This is a genomic window from Pseudomonas sp. GQ91 (assembly GCF_059758795.1).
The window spans coordinates 1-22,432 of the sequence record NZ_JCAXED010000023.1; the positions used below are offsets into that span (position 1 = coordinate 1).

The 22,432-nt window shown below is 60.7% G+C and carries 17 protein-coding genes and 2 pseudogenes; 11 read left to right on the forward strand and 8 right to left on the reverse strand.

Annotation, left to right across the window (positions count from 1 at the left end; all coding sequences use genetic code 11):
- The 3 genes and pseudogenes from AC6CIA_RS25085 to tssF all read right to left on the reverse strand — a co-directional run.
- Positions 1-190, reverse strand: a pseudogene (locus AC6CIA_RS25085) (type VI secretion system tip protein TssI/VgrG); the annotation flags it as partial.
- A 190-nt stretch (positions 191-380) separates the two neighbouring features.
- A complete protein-coding gene (gene icmH, locus AC6CIA_RS25090) occupies positions 381-1,178 on the reverse strand; it encodes a type IVB secretion system protein IcmH/DotU (protein ID WP_498315789.1) in 798 nt (265 codons plus the stop codon).
- A gap of 15 nt (positions 1,179-1,193) precedes the next feature.
- Positions 1,194-2,960, reverse strand: coding sequence for a type VI secretion system baseplate subunit TssF (tssF, locus tag AC6CIA_RS25095; protein WP_498315790.1), 1,767 nt, complete (start codon positions 2,958-2,960; stop codon positions 1,194-1,196).
- Positions 2,961-3,272: 312 nt separating this feature from the next.
- Between tssF and tssM the strand changes: the two genes are divergently transcribed.
- The 7 genes from tssM (at position 3,273) to AC6CIA_RS25130 (ending at position 12,271) form a co-directional block, all read left to right on the forward strand.
- A complete protein-coding gene (gene tssM, locus AC6CIA_RS25100) occupies positions 3,273-6,935 on the forward strand; it encodes a type VI secretion system membrane subunit TssM (protein WP_498315791.1) in 3,663 nt (1,220 codons plus the stop codon).
- 97 nt (positions 6,936-7,032) lie between these two features.
- Positions 7,033-8,064 carry a phosphate ABC transporter substrate-binding protein PstS gene (pstS, locus tag AC6CIA_RS25105; protein ID WP_498315792.1) on the forward strand — a complete coding sequence of 344 codons (1,032 nt, stop codon included), beginning with the start codon at positions 7,033-7,035 and terminating at the stop codon, positions 8,062-8,064.
- A gap of 73 nt (positions 8,065-8,137) precedes the next feature.
- Positions 8,138-9,106: a phosphate ABC transporter permease subunit PstC gene (pstC, locus tag AC6CIA_RS25110; protein WP_498315793.1), complete on the forward strand. Its 969-nt coding sequence runs from the start codon at positions 8,138-8,140 to the stop codon at positions 9,104-9,106.
- On the forward strand, positions 9,103-9,996 hold the full coding sequence (gene pstA / locus AC6CIA_RS25115; protein WP_498315794.1) for a phosphate ABC transporter permease PstA: 894 nt from the start codon (positions 9,103-9,105) through the stop codon (positions 9,994-9,996). The genes pstC and pstA overlap by 4 nt, the downstream gene beginning before the upstream one ends.
- A gap of 76 nt (positions 9,997-10,072) precedes the next feature.
- Positions 10,073-10,834, forward strand: a complete 762-nt coding sequence (gene pstB / locus AC6CIA_RS25120; protein WP_218020870.1) for a phosphate ABC transporter ATP-binding protein PstB — start codon at positions 10,073-10,075, stop codon at positions 10,832-10,834.
- Positions 10,835-10,937: 103 nt separating this feature from the next.
- Positions 10,938-11,639: a hypothetical protein gene (locus AC6CIA_RS25125; protein WP_498315795.1), complete on the forward strand. Its 702-nt coding sequence runs from the start codon at positions 10,938-10,940 to the stop codon at positions 11,637-11,639.
- Positions 11,636-12,271 (forward strand): hypothetical protein, encoded by a 636-nt coding sequence (locus tag AC6CIA_RS25130; protein WP_498315796.1) that lies wholly within the window; start codon positions 11,636-11,638, stop codon positions 12,269-12,271. The genes AC6CIA_RS25125 and AC6CIA_RS25130 overlap by 4 nt, the downstream gene beginning before the upstream one ends.
- A gap of 28 nt (positions 12,272-12,299) precedes the next feature.
- Here the strand turns inward: AC6CIA_RS25130 and AC6CIA_RS25135 are convergent, their stop codons facing one another.
- The 4 genes and pseudogenes from AC6CIA_RS25135 to tatA form a co-directional block, all read right to left on the reverse strand.
- Positions 12,300-13,250 carry a DNA/RNA non-specific endonuclease gene (locus AC6CIA_RS25135; RefSeq protein WP_498315797.1) on the reverse strand — a complete coding sequence of 317 codons (951 nt, stop codon included), beginning with the start codon at positions 13,248-13,250 and terminating at the stop codon, positions 12,300-12,302.
- Positions 13,251-13,433: 183 nt separating this feature from the next.
- Positions 13,434-14,198, reverse strand: a complete 765-nt coding sequence (tatC, locus tag AC6CIA_RS25140; RefSeq protein WP_498315798.1) for a twin-arginine translocase subunit TatC — start codon at positions 14,196-14,198, stop codon at positions 13,434-13,436.
- A 169-nt stretch (positions 14,199-14,367) separates the two neighbouring features.
- A pseudogene (tatB, locus tag AC6CIA_RS25145) lies at positions 14,368-14,500 on the reverse strand (Sec-independent protein translocase protein TatB); the annotation flags it as partial.
- Positions 14,500-14,718, reverse strand: a complete 219-nt coding sequence (gene tatA, locus AC6CIA_RS25150; protein WP_498315799.1) for a twin-arginine translocase TatA/TatE family subunit — start codon at positions 14,716-14,718, stop codon at positions 14,500-14,502. The gene tatA and the pseudogene tatB, both read right to left, overlap by 1 nt.
- A 161-nt stretch (positions 14,719-14,879) precedes the next feature.
- Between tatA and gspK the strand changes: the two genes are divergently transcribed.
- Positions 14,880-15,845, forward strand: coding sequence for a type II secretion system minor pseudopilin GspK (gene gspK, locus AC6CIA_RS25155; protein WP_498315800.1), 966 nt, complete (start codon positions 14,880-14,882; stop codon positions 15,843-15,845).
- A 281-nt stretch (positions 15,846-16,126) separates the two neighbouring features.
- Here the strand turns inward: gspK and AC6CIA_RS25160 are convergent, their stop codons facing one another.
- The gene (locus tag AC6CIA_RS25160; protein ID WP_498315801.1) at positions 16,127-18,160 is read right to left on the reverse strand and encodes a PhoX family protein; all 2,034 of its coding nucleotides are present in this window, start codon (positions 18,158-18,160) and stop codon (positions 16,127-16,129) included.
- Between the two features lie 230 nt (positions 18,161-18,390).
- Between AC6CIA_RS25160 and AC6CIA_RS25165 the strand changes: the two genes are divergently transcribed.
- Genes AC6CIA_RS25165 through gspD form a run of 3 tightly spaced genes read left to right on the forward strand, consistent with a single transcriptional unit; the run spans position 18,391 to position 22,428 of the window.
- Positions 18,391-20,046, forward strand: a complete 1,656-nt coding sequence (locus AC6CIA_RS25165) for a bifunctional UDP-sugar hydrolase/5'-nucleotidase (protein WP_498315829.1) — start codon at positions 18,391-18,393, stop codon at positions 20,044-20,046.
- Positions 20,043-20,495: a pilus assembly protein PilZ gene (locus AC6CIA_RS25170; protein WP_498315802.1), complete on the forward strand. Its 453-nt coding sequence runs from the start codon at positions 20,043-20,045 to the stop codon at positions 20,493-20,495. Before AC6CIA_RS25165 ends, AC6CIA_RS25170 begins: the two co-directional genes overlap by 4 nt.
- On the forward strand, positions 20,479-22,428 hold the full coding sequence (gene gspD, locus AC6CIA_RS25175) for a type II secretion system secretin GspD (RefSeq protein WP_498315803.1): 1,950 nt from the start codon (positions 20,479-20,481) through the stop codon (positions 22,426-22,428). Before AC6CIA_RS25170 ends, gspD begins: the two co-directional genes overlap by 17 nt.
- The last annotated feature ends 4 nt before the right edge of the window (positions 22,429-22,432 follow it).

Genomic DNA, 22,432 nt, shown 5'->3' on the forward strand with positions numbered 1-22,432 from the left:
CTTGCCAGATCGTCAGTGTTGCGGGTTGATCCAGCAGTTGCGCGAAGTTGGCATCGGCCGAGGTACTGACCAAGTCAATCGTCAGGCAATACAGTTCGCAAAGCCCTTCGGTCAGTTCAAATGAGACGACATCGAAGTTGATGTGGGCGGTTGAACTGAAGGCAAAGCGCACATCACGCGGATGAGGCATGGCAACTCCTGCGGGCGATCCATAGTGGCAGGTTAAAGAGCTTGAACTTTAGAGAGGCACTATCTGGATGTCGCCTTCACACTTTCCGCGTGTGTTGTGGGATGTTTCTTTTAGTTGCACCTAAGGTTCATTTTTCTCGGATCGCTAGTGCGCTGGTTATTACGCAAAACAGCGAATAGGCGCGCAGCCGTTAACGCAATAAAAGGGCTTCCAGCGAGAGCATGACTTGTTGGGTCGTACTGTGCAGGCGTATTGCGAAGAACCCATAAGCACCCAGGCAGATCGCAGTGGCCGCCACCCACGGTGTCCACCACGGCCACTGCCGGTTCATCTGGTAGTGGCGCGGCGCAACGTTGTCCAGCGGGCGAGTCAGTCGTGCAGGCGCTGGTTCTTGCAACGCCCCGAGCACACTCCGCAGGCGGGTAATCAGGTGCTGCAAGGACTGGTCGCCCTGGGTCTGCATGCTGTACTGGCCCTTGAAGCCCAGGCACAGGCACAGGTACATGAACAGCAACACATCACGGTATTTTTCCGGGGTTTCCTGCAGGCGAGTCAGCAACGTGAAGAACGTCTCGCCGCCCCAGGTTTCCTGGTGGAAGCTGCTCAGCAGCGACTTGGCCTGCCACATCGACCCGGAGCCCCAAGGCGTGGCGAGTACCGCTTCATCGACAAACACGCACAAACCGTAGGAGAACACCCGCAACTCGACCTCGCTGTAGGCGTGCTGGCGCAGTTCTTCGAGCATCACCTTGATCTGGTTGGTGAGATGCCCATGTAAGTGTTCCACCGACCCGTAGACCTCGGTCCTGCGCAGACGGATCACCAACCCGAACAGTGGCATGGCGACATCCACCAGCGGGTTGAAGCTGTGCCCGCGCAACTGGAACTCCAGTGGGTCGTGATGACAGAACAGTTCGCTCTCGGGCGGGCCGTCGCGGGCGTCGCCATGGGCGCTGGAAAAGGTGGTGGTGGGGTTCAGTGTCGGCATACAGGTCTCCGTGGGTTAGATGATCGGTTGCTGGCCGGTGCGCATCGGCCAGATGAAGGATGTGCCGTCGGTCGCGTTGACGAACTCCAGTTGGTGAAAGGCGTTGGTGCTGGCGTACAGCGCCATGAAATGCGAGAGCACGCTGCCAAACAGGTGCAGGTCGCCGGCGCTGCTGAAGGCGGCGGGGTCCATGTTCAGGGTGGTACGGCTGCCGCGTACGGGCCGGCCCTTGATCAGCCAGTCGACGGGGACGCTGCCGACCTGACGGATACCTTCCAGACGGCGTTGTGTGGCGCGGCGGTGGGGCAGGTCGTGGGCCGCGATGAAGTCGTAGACCTGCAGTACCGCCTTGAGCGCCGCCGGTGACGACAGCGACAAGTTGTTCAAGGCCAGGTTGGAGATCAGTGCCCACTGCGTCTGCCCGTCGAGCATCGGTGGGTAGGCGCGGGTCGGCCGGGTGAGGTTGCGGTAGGTGGCGAACGAGGGGGTGGTCTGGGTGACGAGGCTGAGGTCGCCTACCTGCAACTGCCCAGGCAGGTCGCCGTTGGTGCAGATCAGCCCGATGTTGAGCACTTCGCGCTCGCCCAGGTATGGGCTCTGGTCGGCGTGGATCAGGCGCAGGCTGTGCTTGGCGCGATCCTTGAGCAGCTCTGGTTCTATGGTGTGGCTGTAATAGCGCGCCGTGCGCTGCCCGGTCGTTTCCACCTGATGTTGCAACGACTCATAGGGGGCGAAGTCGGTACGGTATTTGTTTGCCGGGGTTTGTGGGTTGCGACGTCGGGCGCTGACCTGGTCGATACTGAAGACCTCGTAGGCTTGCGCGTGTGGGCCGCGCGGTTGCACGGGCTCCTGCAATGCCTCGCCATCCAGTTGGATCGGTTCGGCCGGGTGTTCGAACAGGTTGATGGCGGGGGTGCAGTACAGGCAGAGCGTCTCTGGGTTGACCTGGACGATGGCCGGCAAGGGCGTGGAAAAATGCAACTCCAGGCGAATCTGCTTCACCGTTGCCTGTGGCCACAGGCGGCGCAGCCCGGCGACACTGAAACCATGAAAACGCTGGGGGAAGTAGAAATATTCCTGTAGCAGGCGATAACCCTCTAACTGCTGACCCAGGCCGGGCAACAGTGCGTCGTGTGGCTCGAAACCGGGAAAGCCAAGGGCGTCCGGGGGCAGGGCTAGCCGTTGCTCGTCGAGGCACAACACGATTTTATCCAGGTGTTGGGCCAGCCATTGGTAGAGCGTCAGCGCGTTGAGGTCGCCGCCGCCCAGGTAAAAATCCAGGCGGTCACCGTTCATCTCGCTCAACGGTTGATCCGACAAGGCCTGCAGTTCGATGTTCAGCACCGACTTTTGCACGCTGTGGGAGACGCTCGCCGCACTCATTTGCAACGGATAAATCGTCACGTCGGTACAGGTGCGAAAGGTGCACCTGACGCCGTCCACCGGGCACGAAAACAGCTGGGTGCCCTTGGCAATCGTCTGCGTTCCGCTGAGGGCGTGTACCACAGGGTCAAAGCGCACCTGTGTGAGGCTGGGCAGTGGGCGCAGGTAGTTGGGGTAAATCTGTTGCAGCAGCGGGTGGGTAAGCTGCGGCAGGTCGTCTTCGATCTTCAGTGCCAGCTTGGCCGTCAGAAACGCGAACCCTTCCAACAGGTGCGCGGCACCCGGATCCCAAGCCTGGTCACCCAGGAATGGCGCCAGTTGCGGATCGTCTTCAGCGAATTCGCGCCCCAACTCCCGCAAGTAGCGGAGTTCTTCTGAAAAACGATCTTTTAGTGACATGTCTCGGGCCTGTCTGGTGTGTTTAAATTTTATGGGTTAGTTGTGGGAAAGTTCTGTAAGTAAGTTATAGGTGAGTTCGGCTAAATGAGTTGGGTAAATATCGGTGGATATTTCTGGTGGCGGGCTTGCTTCGTCAAGTTAATTGATAAGTTCAGGTGTAAATATTTATTTCGTTTGCGTTGTGCATTGAAATAAGTTTGTGCGCGCTGGTACTGTTCGCCCGAAATCAAGATTGGAAATATTCAAGTCAAACAGTGTTTTCGCAATCTGGCGGAGACTGTTTCATATTTGTAAGTTCAGGGGCGAACAATAATGGACAAGAGGCTGGGCACGTTGGCTCGCGGGTATTACGCCCTTCAGCGCCGTAGGGCGCTTATCGTCATTGCCGCCGGGGTGTTGGCCATGGCCGTGACGTTGGGCTGGCTCTGGTGGCAGGGGCCGGGCTGGACCTGGCGCGACGAGCAACCGCTGGCGCCCTGGCCGCTGCGCCTGGCGCTCAGCGTGGTGCTGCTGGTACTGCCGCTGTTGGCGTGGACCGGGTGTGTACACCGGCGCCAGCGACGCGCGCAGCAGGCACGTCAGCAACAGGCACAACGAGTGCAAGATCCCTGCCTGGCTTACCTGCAAGCCCAGGAGCGGTCACTGGAAAACCACCTGGGGCGGGTACGGGACAACCATCAGGGCCGCCACCTGGATCAGATCCCCTGGTACCTGGTGCTGGGGGAGGAAAAGGCGGGCAAATCCAGCTTTATCAGCCGTTCCAGCCAGAGCTTCGCCCTGACCCGTACCGCGCGCAGTGGCGCCGCGCAGGCTGACTCGGACCCAGACCTGGCATTCGAGATTGACTGGTGGATTGGCGATGAGGCGGTGCTGATCGACCCGCCCGGCGAGTTCATTAGCCAGCCTGAGCGGCAACCGCCGCCGGCGCCGGCTCCAGTCGCGGTCACTGAGCCTGCGGCGGCGGACACTGACGCGACCGCCGAGCCCCTTGTGACCCCGGCCGAACAACCCGACGGGTTGCCCGCTGGCGCCGAGAAACGCCTGTGGCATCACCTGATTGATTGGCTGGCGCGTAGCCGCAGCCGCCGTCCGCTCAATGGCGTGGTGCTGGTGGTGGACATGGTCAGCCTGTTCGAGCGCCTACCCAACGAGCGCCGCAATCTGGCCTATCTGCTGCGGGCCCGCTTGAATGAGCTGGGTCATGAACTGGGCACGCGCCTGCCGCTGTACGTGGTGCTGAGCAAGTTCGATTTGCTCGACGGCTTTGAAGAACTGTTCGCCAAGCTGCCCGCGTCGGCGCGGGAAGAAGTGCAGGGCTTCACCTTCAGCCTTGATGCCGTCGAGGATTTCGATGCCTGGCTGCATGAACTGAGTGCCGCCTACGACCGCTTCATCGACGCGTTGAACATGCAAGTATTGCGGGCGATGGGCGAGCCCGCATCCCCGCCGGTGCGGGAGCGCCTGTTCTGCCTGATGCGCCAGCTCAGCGGCTCGCGAGAGATCCTGCTGCGATTTCTCGGCGACGTGTTGGGCAGTGATCGCTACACCACTCCGGCATTGGTGCGCGGCGTGTACCTGGCTTCGGTGTACCAGCGCGGCCTGGTGGCCAACCTGTTTGTCGAGGCGTCAGCGCGGGCCTACGGGTTTCCCGCGCCGGTCAGCGCAGCCAAACCCCAAGGGCATTCGGTGGTCTACTTCGCCCAGCACCTGTTGCAGCGGGTGGTCTACCCGGAGGCCGGGCTGGCGGGCGACAACTTCAAGGTGGCGCGCCGCAAACGTCGGTTATTGCTTAGTGGTTCGGTGCTGGCTGGGCTCTGCAGTGCATTGCTGGTCGGTGGCTGGTGGTACTACTACGGCATCAATCATGATAAGGCCGATCAGGTCTTGGCCAAAAGCCAGGCCTTCAGCACCAAGGCCAGCGACTTGCAGGCCGATCCCACCGGGCTCGACCTGCTGGTGCCGCTGGACGAGATCCGTGCAGCGGTCACGGTGTATGGCGATTATCGGGCCACGTGGCCGCGGTTGGCCGACATGGGGTTGTATCAGGGCCAGGCTATCGGGCCCATGGTCGACCAGGCTTATCTGAACCTGTTGTCCCGACGTTTTCTGCCGGCGATCGCCGGCGGCGCGATTGAGGTCATCCGCCGCGCGGAACCGGGCAGCGATGAACAGCTTGCCGCCTTGCGCGTGCACCGCATGATCGAGGACCGCGACAATCGCCGTCCGGACATTGTCGCGCAATGGATGGCCCGACAATGGCAGCAGGCTTATCCGGGGCAGGGCCTGCGCCAGGCGGCCTTGATGCGCCACCTGACTTACGCGTTGGCCTATGCCGATGTCGAACTGCCCGAACACCGTGAACTGATCGCGCAAACCCAGCAGCAATTACGCAAATTGCCCATGGCGCAGCGGGTGTATATGACCCTGCGGCAACAGGCGCGGGAGCGCTTGCAGGGTGAACTGGATCTGCGCAATGAGATCGGCCCGGCCTTCGACGTGGTCTATCGGTCCCTGAGCGAGCGTGACAGCGGCACGGCGCTGGATGAAAACCTGACCCTGCCGCCATTGCTCACCGCACGGGGTTTTCGCGACTATTTTGCAGCCAATAGCCAGGACGTCACCGAGCTGGCGCTGATCGACCAATGGGTGCTGGGCGAGCGCCGCAGCCTGGACTATTCCGAGGCGGACCGTCGGGTGTTGAGCGAACGGCTACGGACCTTGTACAGCGCCGACTATGTCGACAGCTGGCGTCGTGCGCTGAACCAGTTTACCGTCACAGACTTCACCGATCTGGCCCAAGCCCTGGAAGTGTTGGGGCAGGTTACCGGTCCCGCCGCGCCTTTGCGCCGCTTGTTGGAAACCGTGCGCGACAACACACTGATTTACCCGCCGGCTATCGCCAAGGACGAGGTGCCGCCCGACGATGCGGCGGGACGGCAACAGGCGCTGGGCATTCACCGGGCGTTCGCCGGCCTTTCCGGTTTGCTCAATGCCGAGCAGGACAAACCTTCCTACTACGAAGAGACCCTGCGTGCGATCAATGCCGTCTACGACCATGCCAAAGCGGTCCAGGACCACCCCAACCGAGGCAAGGCTGCCCTCGGTGTGGTGCTGGCGCGGTTCTCGCAAGCCGACCCCGACCCGATCCGTAACCTGCAACGTATCGCCGCCGGCCTGCCGGAGCCGCTGAACCAGCAGGTGCGACACTTGGCCGACCAGACCGCGCAGGTGTTGATGGTGATGGCCTTGCGTGAGCTGGAACAACGTTGGGAAGCGGACGTCTACAGCTTTTACAAAGAGCGCCTGGCCTCGCGCTACCCCTTGAGCGGCAGTCAGCATGATGTCTCACTCAAGGATTTCGAAGCTTTTTTCGGCCCTGCCGGCCTGGTACAGCGTTTCCACGACCAGTACCTGAAAGTGTTCCTCAAGGACAACCTCGACGCCTTGTATTCCGACAGCCAGGAGGACTACCTGATCCGCCCCGAGGTCATCACCCAGCTCAAGGCCGTCGAGCAGATCCGCGACACCTTCTTTGATAACCGCGGCGTACTCAACGTGCCGTTTACCCTGGAGCCGCTCGCATTAAGCAGCGATCACCTGAACAGCGCCTTGAGCATCGACGGCCAGTTGCACATTTACTCCCACGGCCCGGTCCGAGGCATCGCGATGAGCTGGCCGGGCGCGCAGGGCGAGAGCAGCGACAGCCGCCTGACGTTGGTGAAGCGGGACGGCACCACCGTCAGCCTGGGTTTCCGCGGGCCGTGGTCGTTCTATCGTCTGCTCAGTCGCGCCCGGCTCAATGCGCGCACCGTCACCAGCGTCGACCTGAGTCTGTCGGTGGTCAGCGGAGTCATGCGCTACAAGGTGTACGCCGAAGGCGCCAACAACCCGTTCACTCGGCAGCCGTTCAAGGGCTTCAAGTTGCCACGTACGTTGTTGCGTGAGTCATTGGCACAACGGCTGGCGGAGAGGTAGGTCAGGCGTGGCCGAGCTGTTTATCAGGTGGCTTTCATAAAAGCTTCACAAAGTTACTGCAGAGTTCGGGAGCCCGCTATCACGAGGAGTCCCTTTGATGAAAAGCTTTATGAAGTCTGCTGCGCTCGCCGTTACGATTTCTTTGTGTGCCACCTCAGTCTCTTTCGCTGAAGAAAGCGTCCGACTGACAGGTTCTGGCGCCAGTTTTCCAGCACCGATTTACCTGACCTGGTTCAAGGATTTCAGTAAAAAAACCTCCGGCGTCACCGTGGACTATCAGTCCAAGGGCAGCGGCGCAGGTGTACAGGACTTTCTGAACAATACCGTTGATTTCGCGGCCAGTGACTCGGCCATGAAAGACGAAGACATTGCCAAGGTCGCCGAAGGCGTGCAATTGCTGCCGATGACCGCGGGTGAAATCGTATTGGCGTATAACCTGCCGGACAGTCCCAAGGGGCTGAAATTGCCGCGTGACGTTTACTCCAATATTTTCCTGGGCAAGATCACCCACTGGAACGATCCGCAGATCGTCAAGGCCAACCCGGAGCTGAAGTTGCCCGATATGCCGATCACCGTTGTCGTGCGCGCAGACTCCAGCGGCACCACCGCGGTATTTACCAAGCACCTGTCGGCCATCAATCCAGCATTCGATAAAGCGCTGGGTGAGGGCAACACGGTCAATTGGCCGGCCAGCGACAAATTCATCAAGTCGCCGAAGAACGATGGTGTAACGGCCACCGTACGCCAGACCCCGGGTGCCATTGGCTACATCGAGTACGGCTTCGCCAAGCTGGCCAAGGTTGATTTTGCTCAGTTGCAAAACAAGGCCGGTCATTACGTCGTACCGAACGCGGAAAGCGGTGCCGAAGCTTTGGCCGCGGTGAAAATGCCGGAAAACCTGGTGGCTTGGCTGCCTGATCCAGACGGTGCCAAGTCGTACCCGATCACTTCCTACACTTGGATGATCTTCCGTAAGCAGAACGAGAACCCGGCCAAGGCCAAGGCCATGCGTGAAATGATCGAGTACGGCCTGACCGAGGGTCAGAAAATTGCCGATTCGATGGGCTACATCCCACTGCCACAAGCAGTCATCGAGCCGGTTCGCAAAGCTTCCGCCAACATCCAGTAACGCTTGGAAGTCCTCTCTCGGCGTGTGCTGCGTGCCTCGCCGAGCGAGTTTCCCCTAGTTCCGGAACTCGCCAATGAACAAACCTTTTGTCGTGCCGGTCAATCCGGATTCTGCCTGTCAACCACCTTCCACCAAGGATTTCATGGTTGACCGCACCTTCCGTGCGCTAGCGCGTGTGGGGGTGGTTCTGGTGCTGGCGCTGGTATTTGCGCTGGTATTCGAAGTCGGCCGCAAGGCCTTTCCAGGCATGGAAAAGCACGGCCTGGATGTCCTTTTGGGCAGCGTCTGGGACGTTAACCAAGGCAAGTACGGCATTCTGCCGGCCATTTGGGGCACGCTCTACAGTGCCCTGATCGCGCTGATGATCGCCGGCTTCTTCGGCGTCAGCATGGCGATTTTCCTGACCCAGGATTTCCTGCCCGCCAAACTTGCAGCGGTCTTTCGCACCGTTGTCGAACTGCTTGCGGCCATCCCCAGCGTCGTTTACGGCCTGTGGGGGATCTACGTGGTGATCCCGGCGATTCGGCCCCTGACGGCGTGGTTTCACAGCGAACTCGGCTGGATTCCGTTTTTCGGCACGTCCTTGAGCGGACCAGGACTGTTACCTGCCGCGTTGGTGCTTGCGATCATGATTCTGCCGACCATTGCCGCTGTTTCACAGGATGCCCTTACGGGGGTTCCAATGAAAACCAAGCAGGCCGCCTATGGCATGGGGACCACGCACTGGGAAGCGATTCTCAAGGTGATGGTGCCATCCGCTGCCACCGGCATCTTTGGTTCGTTGGTATTGGGTCTGGGCCGGGCGCTGGGTGAAACGATGGCCTTGGCGATGCTGGTAGGCAACGCGAACAATATCTCGCTTTCTTTGTTTGCCCCGGCCAATACCTTGGCGGCCTTGCTGGCGCTGAATTTCCCCGAAGCTGGGCCGAGCGAGATTGAGGTGTTGATGTACGCCGCACTGGTTCTGATGTTGATCACGCTACTGGTGAACATCATCGGATCGATGATCATGGTCTATGCCCAGCGAGGCACAAAACAATGAGTGACCTCACTTCTCGTACAGGTGCCTTACCCAGCTTGCAACGCAAGTTCGAAGGCCGCGCCTTGCGCAGTCTGGTGTTGACCACACTGGTCTGGGGCGGCGCTCTGCTGGCCAGCGTGCCGTTGATTTCCGTGCTCTACATGCTGATCACGCGCGGTGGTGCTCGCCTCAGCCTGGAGGTGTTCACTGAACTGCCGCCGACCGGTTTCGAGACGGGCGGCGGCTTCGGCAATGCGATGGCAGGTACCTTCGTGATGGTTGGTATCGCCGCTGCAATCGCGGTGCCGGTCGGCATCATGGCGGCGATCTTCCTGGCTGAATTGGGCCCGGACAGCAAGCTGGCCAACGCCGCACGCTTTGCCGCCAAGACCCTCACGGGCCTGCCTTCGATTCTGGCCGGGGTTTTTGCCTACGCCTTGGTGGTGATGACCACCGGTACCTACTCGGCACCGGCGGGTGGTGTGGCGCTGGCCGTGCTGATGCTGCCGATCGTGGTGCTTACGGCTGAAGAGTCGATGAAGATGGTGCCCAAGATCATGAAGGACGCCGCCTACGGCATGGGCTGCACCCGTTCGCAGGTCATCTGGAAAATCGTATTGCCCACCGGCATGCCGGCGATCCTGACCGGTGTCATGCTGGCCGTGGCGCGCGCAGCGGGCGAAACCGCACCTTTGTTGTTTACCGCGTTGTTCAGCAACTACTGGATCTACCACGAAGGCAGTCTCGAAGTGATGAATCCGACGGCGTCGCTTGCCGTACTGATTTACAACTTTTCCGGGATGCCGTTCGACAACCAACTCGAGCTCGCATGGGCGGCCTCGCTGGTGCTGGTGATGATCGTGCTGGTCGTGAATATTGTCAGCCGTATTTTCGGCAAGCCCAAGTTCTGAGAATGGGAGCACCTGAATTTTGAACGTACTATCTGCGCAAGAATCTGCCCCGTTTGCCACCCAGGCGCCTGTGGTCATGGACTGCAAGCTGGACAAGATTTTCTATGGCAACTTCATGGCGGTACGTGACAGCCATGTGCCGATTGAAAAAAACAAGATCACCGGCTTCATTGGTCCTTCCGGCTGCGGCAAGAGTACTGTGCTGCGCAGCCTGAATCGGATGAACGATCTGGTGAAAGGCTTCCGTTTCGAGGGGCATGTGCATTTCCTCGGCCAGGACGTTTATGGCAAGGGTGTTGATCCCGTAGTCGTACGTCGCTATATCGGCATGGTGTTTCAACAGCCGAACCCGTTCTCGATGAGCATTTTCGACAACGTCGCTTTTGGCCTGCGCCTCAATCGCTACAAGGGTGATATGGGCGATCGGGTAAAGCACGCCTTGCAAGGCGCCGCGTTGTGGGATGAGGTCAAGGACAAGCTCAAGGTCAGCGGCTTGTCCCTTTCCGGCGGCCAGCAGCAACGGCTGTGTATCGCCCGTGCCATCGCCACCGAACCGGAAGTTCTGTTGCTGGACGAGCCGTGCTCGGCGCTTGACCCGATCGCTACCCGGCGGGTCGAGGAACTGATGGTCGAGTTGAAGAAGGACTACACCATCGCTCTGGTAACCCACAATATGCAACAGGCCATCCGTGTCGCTGATACGACGGCCTTTTTCTCGGTGGATATTTCCCAGGGCACGCGCACCGGTTATCTGGTTGAAATGGGCCCGACTACGCAGATCTTCGACAGTCCTCGCGAACAAATGACGGGGGATTACATCAGCGGGAAGTTCAGCTAATCAACAGCCGTCCGATCAAGACCGCATACCGCCAAGGGCTAGACTGCCTTGGCGTGTATCCGGTCGTTTTGGCTTTTTCACACACCGTTCATCAGGATTGCCAATGTCTGTAAAGCGTCGCCTTGATTTGCCTGCGATTGAACGTGCACTGCGTAATGTGCAGAGCCGCTTTGCCGAGCTCAGCAGACACTTTACCGAGCCGCGCGATCCCTTGACCGACGAGGTGCTGCAGAATGTGCTTGAGGGCTACGCGCTGATTGACGATTATGTCGCACGTGATGTCGACCTGTTTGATCTTCAGCAAGTGAATCTGATGCTGGAGATCAATGCTACGGTGCTCTGCGGTCGAGACCCGGCGCGCCGACTGGAGTTCGCTCAACACCTTGCCGCCACGGAAGAGCATTTTTTCAACAACGTAGAGGGTGGGATCAAGGATTTATACAATTGGTACTGCGCGTACCGCAGTGAGTCGGTATGGAAGCGCGCGGCCGGTGTGTATGTCCGAATCCTCAGCAAGCCGCAATTGTTCATTGAAGGCAATAACCGCAGTGGGTCACTCATCGTCAGCTATTTGCTTATGCGCGCGGGGCTTCCTCCATTTGTACTGACGCTGGATAATGCCGAGGGCTACTTCAACCCGTCATCGGTCATACGCAACTCCGCCAAGCATGGTGTAAAGGCATTGTACGAACTGCCCAAGATCAAGAAAAAATATGCAGCGTTCCTGGAAGAAAAGGCCCCCGACCCAATGGAATTTTTCCTCAGCGACACACAATTACCCGTCTATCCAGGTCGCCCTCGATGAAAAAGTATCTGACGCGCGACAACCACCGTGTTGCCCGAAGTCGGGTATGGCGAGCCATCAAGCGCGTTGTTCCCGTACACATGTTCAAGCGTCAGCCATTACGTATTTCGTTCGACATAGATGACACGCTGGCCTGTCAACTCCACCACTGCGCGACCGAGCAAAGCCGGCTGCCGGCATGTGTTCATCGCTGGCTGGGCGAGCCGTTGCGGAGTGGAACGCGCTCCCTGACCCGAGAGTTGCGGCGGCGGGGCTGCAGCATCTGGGTCTATACGTCGTCCGGCCGGACGCCGTCCTACATCAAGCGTTGGCTGATGCTCTACGGCATTCGTGTCGACGGTGTGGTCAACAGTGTTCTGCATAACCGCGCGTTGGCGGAACATGGGCTTTCGAAATCCCCCTCGAAATTTCCCCCGGCATTCGATATCGACTTGCATGTCGATGATTCCGAAGGGGTGCGCAGTGAAGGCTATGATCACGGTTTTCGCGTGGTTGTAGTGCGTCCGGATGATGAACTCTGGGCGCAGAGAGTCCTCGATGCAGTCGCTGAAGTCCAGGCGCAGTTGGCTTGGCAGCAGCCGCTCAAACATAAGGCGCCGGTGCCACAGCCCTCAGGCGTTTTTTCTTCCTGACGCTCAAGGGCGATCCCAAGCCCTGTAGTCAAAGGCGAATGTCTTCAGGGCCCTTGATCAGCGCTTCAATCCGCGTTCCCGTGGCGCGCTCTTCGTTGCTGAACCCGTCGTAATCGGCAAGATTCCCGAAGCGAATGTTCGTCAACTGTTCAATCTGGATCACACTCCGCTGGTAGGTTCGTAGCTGGCCAAAGACCAGCTCCAACTGACCCAGTTCACGACTTTGATCAATCATGTAGGCGCTCGCGGATGGCTTGCCGTCGTCATTCAGGTAGGCGACAACTTTCCAAAAGGCGCTTGGGATTTTAACTCCACGGTACATACGATCATCGTCAGCAAACACCGGACCGGTAAATACCGTCGCTCGCGCTTTCCACCTTTGCGTGTGGTCAAGAATGTAGTCTTCCAGTTCCAGCCAGGTCTTCTGATTGAATGCGCCCATTTGCGGCGAGCAATTGGTGAAGTGGAACGTATCGAAGTTGGCGAGGTGCGCTTCTTCGCCCCAGTTTGGATCTTGTCGGCGGACCAGATGGCCTCGATCCAGGCCATTGCTGGCATATAAGTCCTCGCCAACCTGCGTGCTGATGGGCAGGCGTCCATCGTACGACCAGCTGTCGTTGTTCCGGGGAACATCCACACCCAGGCCACCCTCGATATTGACCCCGACGTAGAGGGCCAGTCGCCGAGAACGTGACATGCTGATAGAGAAGTGCGTGTAGTCCAGACGGTCGCCGCCACCGAGCAACTCCTGGACGTCATCGGCAATTGACGCATCAACCGTTGGCCAGGGAACAACGAAGCCGCCCAGGAAATCCTCAACGTAGCCTTGCCGGTCTTCGAGGTCTGCGGCCGAGGTGACTTTTTTCGTCGCCGCTCTGGCCTCCATGATCGTCACCGTCGGATGGGCCGGTGCCAATGGTTTGAGATCGGCAAGCCGGGGACGGTGCAAAAGGTCGATTCTGGCTTTACGTGCTGACATTGGACGTTCCTCACAGGCCTCGGATAAACACTACTGCACCACCGATTCATGACAATTGATACCCCGTATATGAACTTATACGTGGCGCCAATTCATGGAGCGGTCCAGTGTTTACGCTAGCGGTGGAGGCCTTAGGTCATCACGGGCGCAGTGAACAGGCCGAGCAGCCGCTTCGGCGGCCTTTCAACCCACGGCTTGCGTAGCCGACTCCTGCGTACGTGGCTTGCTGACCGACCTGCTGGCCAACAGACCCAGCTCAAACAGCAGCCACATCGGCACCGCCAGCATGGTTTGCGAGAACACGTCGGGTGGCGTCAGTATCATGCCCACTACGAAGCAGCCGACGATGACATAGGGTCGGCTTTTTTGCAGGGTTTGCACGTCAGTGACACCGGCCCAGATCACCAGGAAGGTGGCCACCGGGATTTCAAAGGCCAGGCCGAACGCCAGCAGCAGCGCAAGAATGAAATCCAGGTACAGGGCGATATCGGTCATCATCTCCACGCCGTCCGGCGTGACGCTGGTAAAGAAGCCGAACATCATCGGAAACACCAGGAAAAACGCAAACGCCATGCCGGCGTAAAACAGCAGCACGCTGACCGCCAGCAACCACGCGGCAATCCGTCGTTCCTGGCGATACACCGCCGGCGCGATCAAGCCCCAGGCCTGATGCAGCAACAACGGCATGCTGATAAACAGGGCAAGCATCATCGTCAGCTTGAGCGGCGCCAAAAAGGGCGAGGTCACTCCGGTGGCGATCATGCTGGCGCCTTCGGGCAGGAACTCGCGCAGCGGCTGGGAGACGAAGCTGTACAGGCGTTGGGCAAACGGAAACAGTGCGCCAAACACCAAGACAATCGCCAGGGCACAACGCAGCAGGCGCGAGCGCAGCCGGGTCAGGTGCGTGGTCACCGACAGGGGCGGGGCAGGCAGGGGCAGGTCGCTCATGAGGTTTGTCCAGGTGGGGTGCTGCTCTCTGGCTGCGGCGTGGAGGGCGGGGTGACCTCCAGGCGGATACCGTCGCGCAGTTGCTGTTCCAGTTGACGCAGTGGCGGTTGATCGAGGCCCTTGAGCAGGTGTTCGTTGTCCAGCTCCTGGGTCACCTGGGCCTTGAGCATGTTCATCGCGCGCTTCGCCCGGCCCAACCACAGGCCAGCGTTGCGCGCGGCTATCGGCAGGCGCTCAGGGCCCAGCACCAACAGTCCCACCAGGCCGACCAGCAGCAGTTCGCTGAAGCCGATATCGAACATCAGTGTTTGCTTTCTGCGGATCGGGTGTGGGCGAGATCCGCCTCGAGGCTGGATTTCGTCGGGTCTGGCTGCGCGTTGGGTTCACTGCCCATGGAGGAGCGAAACCCCTTGATGGCCTCGCCTACATCGGAGCCCAACCCTTTGAGGCGTCGGGTGCCAAACAGCATGACCACGATCAACAGCACGATGACCAGTTGCCAAATCCCTATACCACCCATACCGACACTCCAAGCCATTGATTTGAAATATGAGGGCGCAGTTTGCCGAGGCTTTATGACGCTGCGGTGACGATTTCGGGCAATTTGTGTGAGCCTGCCACTTGGCTGAAACATCCACTCTGTTGAATGTTGTCTGGTTCTTTAACGCAAGCGGCGTGGCAATGTTCAGAAAGCGACAGCAAGGGGCGGCATTGTTGATGGTCTTGGTGGCCCTGGCGATGCTGGCGGGCGGCATGGCCTGGATGGTCGAACAAGGACGCCAGGAGGTCGACAGCGTGCGTTTGGTCCAGCAGCGGGTGCAGGCGCGGGCGATCGAGCGGGCGGCGCTGGCCTTTACCGAACAGGCGCTGCGTGATCCGCTGTGGCGCGCGAGCCCGCTGTTCTGGCAAGCCATGCGCGGGCAACCCTTGAGTTATGACTTCAAGGGCGGCAAAGCGAGTATTCGTATTCGCGACCTGCACAGCTGTTTCAACGTCAACGCGCTGATTGGCCCAGAAGCCGAACGTGCGCAACGCCAGTTGGTGCATCTGCTGGGTGCCGACATGGCCGCCGAGCGTTTGACCCAGACCCTGGCCGATTGGCTGGACGCCGATCAGCAAACGCGCCTGCAAGGTGCGGAAAGCAATGAGTACCTGCGCCAGTCGCCGCCGCGCCTGGCGGCCAATCAACTGATGCGCGACATCAGCGAGTTGAACCTGTTATCGGCCCCCGACGCCGTTCGGGCCTTGCGCTATCCGCAGCTATGCAGCCTGGCCGAGACCTCCGGCTGGCGCCTCAACGCCAATGCGCTGAGCCTGGATATGTTGCCGCTGCTGGATGCGTTGTATGAAGGCGAGGTGTCACGCTCGTTGCTGACGCGCCTGGTCAGTGCGCGACCTGCGGGCGGTTATCGCGACGCCAGCGACCTGCGCCAGGCGCTGGGAGCGCTGGATGACGCGACGTTCGAGCGTTTGAGCGAAGGTCTGCAGCTCAACGGCGATCATTTCCTGCTGCAACTGGACATTGATCTGGACGGCCAGCGGTTTCGCAGCCAGTACCAGGTCGAGGCCCAGGGCGTGGTCAAATGGCACGCCCGGGTACCCGCACAGGGCATGCTGCTGCGCTCGCGCGAGCCGCTGCCGCTCTAGACTGCAGACAAACAAAAGCCCCGAACCAGTCGCAATGCTGTTCAGTTAAGCAAGTGAAGCGCCTGATACCGCTTGTGTGGCGAGGGGGCTTGTCCCTCGTTGGGCTGCGTAGCAGCCCCAAAGGCCTCCCCGGTCGTCCAGTCAAACCGGGGGGCAGGTTTCAGGGCTGCTGCGCAGCCCAACGGGGGACAAGCCCCCTCGCCACAGGCGGTGTTCGGCACGCGACTTTCTTAACTGAACAGCATTACGAACCAGTCGGGGCTTTTGTTGATTGCCGGGTGTTAGCCGATCGCCAGTTCACCACCATCGGTGCGCTGGATCACCACGGTGGACGCGCGCGGGCGCACGGTGCCGACGGTGACGTCGGTGGCCACGTCGGTGGACGGCCAGTTCTCCGGGTGCTGGATGTTGATGAACACCGTCTTGTTGTCCGGGGTAAAGGTTACGCCGGTCACTTCCGCACCGTTTGGCCCGACGAAAAAGCGTCGCAGATCGGCCTGGTTCTGAGCGTTGACCGGCACCTGCTTGCCTTGGGCATCGACCAGGTTGGTGGGGATTACCACCAGCATCTGGTCGTTGGTGTAGCTGGTGATGGTCGATTCGCCATTGTCAGTCTGGATCCACATCACACCACGGCTGTCGAAGCTCATGCCGTCCGGGCTGGCGAACTGGTTCAGCTCGGTCAGGCCGGAACGGTTGAGGTCGGGAGTGCCGGCGGCGTTGGCGCCAAAGACGAAGATGTCCCACGTGAAAGACGCCTGGCTGTCGGCTTCATGCCAACGAATGATGTGACCGTGCTTGTTGTTGACGCGCGGGTTGGCGGCGTTGGCGGTGGTACGACTGGTGTTGTTGGTGAGCGTCAGGTAGACGTCGCCAGTGAGTGGATTGACCGATGTCCATTCCGGACGGTCCATCGGTGTGGCGCCCACGGCGTCGGCCGCGCCACGGGTGTTGAGGATGATTCCCGGCAGGTCGGTGAACTTCGCACCCAGGGTGCTGCCGTCGGTGGTGCTGCTGGCTACGTCGAGCAGCAGCCAATCGCCACTACCGTCGGCATTGAAGCGCGCTACGTAGAGCTTGCCGCTGTCCATGTACTTGGCGCCCGTCGCCAGGCGATCGCTTGGATTGGCGTCGGCCGGGTCCCACATTGCGGTGGAGACGAACTTGTACAGGTATTCGTTTTGCGAGTCGTCACCGCTGTAGAACACCACCGGCTTGCCGGCGGTGGTCAGGCCTGGCCAGCAGCCTTCGTGACGGAAACGACCCAGGGCGGTGCGTTTTACTGCGCGGGTCGTGGCGTCGTAGGGGTCGATCTCGACGATGTAGCCATAGGTGCTGGCTTCGTTACGGTAGTCGTCAGTCGCCGTGGCGCCGGTGGGTGTCACGTCGAAACGGCTGAATTCGTCGTTCACTTCGCTCGGGTCGCCAGCGGCAGTCTCCCAGCGATAGTTGCCGTTGCCGGTGCCTACACCGATGCGCACTTGGTCTGCCGGGCGGTTCCCGCTTTTGTTGACGAAAATCCCTGGCCAGTTTTCCTCGCAGGTGAGGTAAGTGCCCCACGGTGTATAGCCATTGCCGCAGTTGTTGTTGGTGCCGCGGGTCTGGGTGCCGGTCGGCGAGAACTTGGTCTTGACGTGATCGGTGCCTTTCATCGGCCCCGCGAGGTCCATGACCGAGGCGGTGGTGAAGCGGCGGTTCAACGGATCATTTTCGATCACCTGCCAGCGACCGTTGACTTTGCTCACGCGCATCACGCCAGCGCCGTGGGCGTTGATTTCCTTGCGCACTTCCTCGGCCGGGCGAACGCCGCCAACCAGGGTCGGGCCCGCCGGGTGCAGTGCCGACGCGTCGATGTATTCGTGGTTGATCGCGAGCAGGCCATCCGTTGAGCTGCCATTGATCGGGAAGAAGTGCATGCCGTCGTGGTGCATGCCAACGGCGTTGGCCTGATCGGTCGAGGTATTGCTGCCGTCGCTTTTCCAGGCGGCGGCGTTGCTGTTCAGCGGCGTGCCCCAAGGTGCCAGGACATGGGCGGTATAGCCGGCCGCCACACTGCAGGCGTCGGTGAGGGAACCGGGGATCGAGTTGAAGCCCAGCTTCAGCGCAGGCTTGGGCGGAGTAGTAGGGGCGGGGTCGTCTGAACCGCCGCCGCTGTCAAAGCAGCCCGTCAGTCCGGTACCGGCAATCATGGCGATCGCGGCGCCGAGCCCGCCACGTACCACACTGCGTCGGCTCAGGTAGGTAGTGAGTACCGACTCCATCGGTTCGTTGAGGCTCAGGTTGCGATTCTGGTTGTCGCCAGTCTCTCGACTCATTTCATCAGGTCCTTTTTAGATCACGATTGGTTTGAAAGGAGCCGGAACTGTAAGAGGCAAGTGTGATGATTCTTTGGCGGTTTTGTTAAAAATGGATTTAAGTGCATTTCTTTTATTTCCTTTTGTTACAGAACCCTGCATTACACGAGCGTTAAAAAACTGACATTAAACTGTCATTAATTGCCCCCCACTATGCCGCCCCTGTGCAGAGTTAGCTTCAGGGTGAGGGAATAATGGTTTCAATGGTGCGGCGCGATGTACTCGGATGGATGACGCTGGGCGCCTGCGCGCCCTGGCTTGCCGGCTGCTCCAGCCTGGGGGCGGCAGCGGGGCCGAGCGACAGCCAGCCGGTGGATCTGTTGTATATCGCCGACACCCTCGATGCGCGCCAGCCAGGTCGCCCGGTGGTGCCCGCCACACGCCTGGGACCGGCCACGCGGATCGGCCAGGCGCCTTGGATCACCGGGGCCAATGCACGTTTTCGTCAAGTCGATGGCAGCCAATTGGATGGTTTGCTCGATTCGACCCTGAGTGACACCGTGGAAACCGGCGGCTACGCGGTGCTCGGTGCGGTGCTGCAACGTTTGCGGGATGCGGCAGGCGAGGACAACAGTCTGACCCTGGAAAACGGCCAATGCTGGAACGGCAGCGGCCTGGCGTACCTGACTCGAGGTCTGTCCGGGGTTCAGGGCAGCCAGATGCTTGGCAGCGAAGTGCGGGTCAGCAGCGATGAACGCGTGCTCTGGCCGGAGCAATGCCAGGGGTTGTACCAGCAGTTCGGGCATCCGGTGCTCGGCGCCGGGTTGGCCAGCGACAGCGCGCAACGCCTGGCCACGCCTGGCATGAGCGTGTTCCGTCGCGGCGGCGTGCGCATCGCTGTGGTCGGTATCACCGACCCTTATGCGCGAGATCAAAAAGCTTCCTTGAAACAATGGCTGCACAGTCTGCAGCCGGTGCTGACTCAAGCTCGGGCGGAAGCCGACCTGGTGGTGGCCCTCGCAGACGTCGGTACGGGCCCCGGGTTCTGGCTGGCCGAGCGCATGAGCCAGGTCGACCTGGTGCTCTGCGCGCGCGGCCAGGACCTGTGGCCGCAACCGGTCGAAATCCTGCAAAGTTCAGGGAAACGGGTACCGGTGGTGCTGGGCGGGACCCGGGCCAGCGGCGCGTTTCGCATCCGCTGCCAGGCGCAAGCCGGGCATTGGCGTTTTGATGCACGTTTTTATCCGGCCCAGAGCGTTGCCCTGGATGCCGCCGGCCAAGCCCATGCCCAGCGTCTGCAACAACCCTTGCAACAACAACGTGCGGCCCATGCGGGCTGGTTGGATCAACCCTTGGCCCGCGCCCCGGAAAACCTCTGGCGCCGCGATGTGCGCGCCGGCAGTTGGGACCGTTTGTTGCACCAGGCCCTGGCCCGGGAGCCCGAAAGTGCGGTGCTGCTGCCCGGGTTGCGCTACGACAGTCCGTTGGCGCGTGGCCAGATGATTACCCGCGAACACTTGATCAGCCTGAGCGCCAGCTACCCGGCGCCGGTGGTTGACGTACCCGCGCAGCAAGTGCGCCAGGTGCTGGAGAACGCCGCCGAGCAATTGTTCGGCGAACCGTTGCTGCTGGATAACAGCCAGGACTTGCCGCGCTGGCTCGGCCAGCCTTGGCAAGTCACGTATAGCCCGGGTGGCAAGCGGGTCGGTGAGTTTGCCGAACCGGTCGGCACGTGTCGCACCTTTAGCCTGGGCTTTGACGCGAATGCCGGGCAGCCGCTGTGGCAGCACGTGGAGGGTTGGTTGCGCGAGCAGCCGACAGACTGGCAACTGCCGCCGTTGCAATTGCCCGAGGTGCGCTACGTGCTGGGGCATCCTGGATGGCATCCACGGAGCCTGGTCAGTTGAGTCGTGCTGGCGGCCTGTTCAACCTATTGCTGGTGACGCTTTTTGCCTGGCTGGCGGCGCGCTGTGTGCTGCAGCTCTGGCACGGCGTTGCACAGCCGATTGAGCCGTACCCGGCAGCGGCACCGGTGCCCGCCCTGTTAAGTGGCCACTGGACGCCGCGTCGGGCGCTGAGCGATGACTTGCCGCTGACCTCGCTCAAAGTCGATTACCTGGGCAGCCTCAAAGCCAGCCAGTTACGCGCCACGGTGGTGGTGCTGCGTTACCAACAACAAGAACGGACGCTGACCCTGGGTCAGCGCCTGGCTCCGGGCATCGTTTTGCACGACATCGATGAGCGCGGGCTGATTTTCGACAATCAAGGACAGCACGAGCGCCTGCCGTGGCCGCCGCGGCGGCCGGTAATCGGTCTCAAGCGCCAGGAATCAACCGACTATGCACATGATCAATAAATGCCTGGGCCTGACGGCGCTCTACCTGGCCTTGAGCTTTACCCCGGCCGGCGCCGAAGACGAGCAGGCGCTGTACGAGGTCAATTTCATCGACACCGAATTGACGGAGTTTATCGACAGCGTATCGCGCATCACCAACACCACCTTCATCATCGACCCGCGGGTCAAGGGCAAGGTCACGGTGCGCAGCATCGAGATGCTGGGCAGCGAAGAAATCTACGACATCTTTCTTGCCCAGCTGCGTGCCCAGGGTTTCGCCGCGGTCGACCTGCCCAACGGCAGCGTGAAGATCGTACCGGACCAGGCCGCGCGCCTGGAGCCGGTGCCGGTGGAATCCTCGCGCCAGGATGCACAGACCAATGACGGCATGGCCACCCGTGTATTCAGTGTGCGCAACGCCGCCAGCGAACAGATGCTCAATATCCTCAAGCCGCTGATCGATCCCCGTGTCGGAGTGATTACGCCCTATCCGTCGGCCAACCTGCTGGTGATCACCGACTGGCGCAGCAACCTGGACCGTATCGACAGCCTGCTGCTGCAGCTCGACCAGGTCAGTCAGGAACCCCTGGAGGTGTTGCCCCTGACCAACGCCAGCGCCAACGACACGGCACAATTGATGACCCGTCTGCTGGCCCGCGAGCAGGGCGCCGATGGTGCCCAAGTGATCGCCGATCCACGCAGTAACGCGTTGCTGGTGCGTGGCAGCGCCGACAGTCGCCAGCGGGTGCGTACGTTGCTCAAACAATTGGATCAACCGCAAAGTGCGTTGCGCAGTTCGAACACGGTGGTGATGTATCTGCGCCATGCCAACGCGGCCGAAGTGGTCAAGGTGCTGCGTGGCTTGAGTCAGGATTCGATGGGGGCAGCAGCCGACGGCATCGCGGCCGAGGGCGAGCAAAAGCCGGTCGCGACCAGTTCCTCGGGGATTCGCATGGAGTCGGAGGAGGGCACCAATGCCGTGGTGATGGTGGGGCCGGACAGCGAAATCGCCGCCTACCGAACCATCGTCGAACAGTTGGACATCCGTCGCGCCCAGGTGGTGGTTGAAGCGATCATTGCCGAGGTCTCCGATACCCGCGCCCAGGAGTTGGGGGTGCAATGGCTGTTCATGGGCAACTCCTTTGGCGGCGGCACGGTCAACTTCACCAACAGCGGTGCGAGCATCACCAGCCTGGCGGCGGCCGCGTCAAGCAACGACACCGCAGGCTTGAGTAAACTGCTGGCGGCGGTGCCGGGAGTGACCGCCGGCGTCGGCAACCTGAACGGCGGCGGCCTGAACTTCCTCGCGCTGCTCAATGCGTTGAAAAGCGAGAGTGGCTTCAACCTGCTTTCGACCCCGACCTTGCTGACCCTGGACAACGCCGAGGCGTCGATTCTGGTGGGCCAGGAAGTGCCTTTCGTTACCGGTTCGGTGACGCAAAACAACACCAACCCCTACCAGACCATCGAGCGCAAGGAAGTCGGGATCAAGCTGCGAATCAAACCGCAGATCAATATCGACAACACCGTGCGCCTGGACATCGTTCAAGAGGTTTCGTCGATCGCCGACAGCAGCGGTGCCAGCGATGTGATCACCAACAAGCGCGAGATCAAGACCAAGGTCATGGTCGAAGACAACGGCCTGGTGGTGCTCGGCGGTTTGATCGGTGACGAGGCCAAGACCGGTGACCAGCGCGTGCCGTGGCTCGGCGATATCCCGGGTCTGGGCCGGCTGTTTCGTTCCACCAACAGCCAGCGCACCAAACAGAACCTGATGGTGTTTATCCGCCCTCGAATCGTGCGCGACGGAGACTCTCTGGCCAATCTCAGCAACGAGAAGTACCGCAATATCAAGGCCAACTCGTCACTGGCGTTGCCGGCGCTCTCGGAGAGCAACGGCTTGCTGCAGTTGTTTCCTGCCAGTCGCGAGCGTCTGGGCGAGGGCCCGTGGTGAGTAC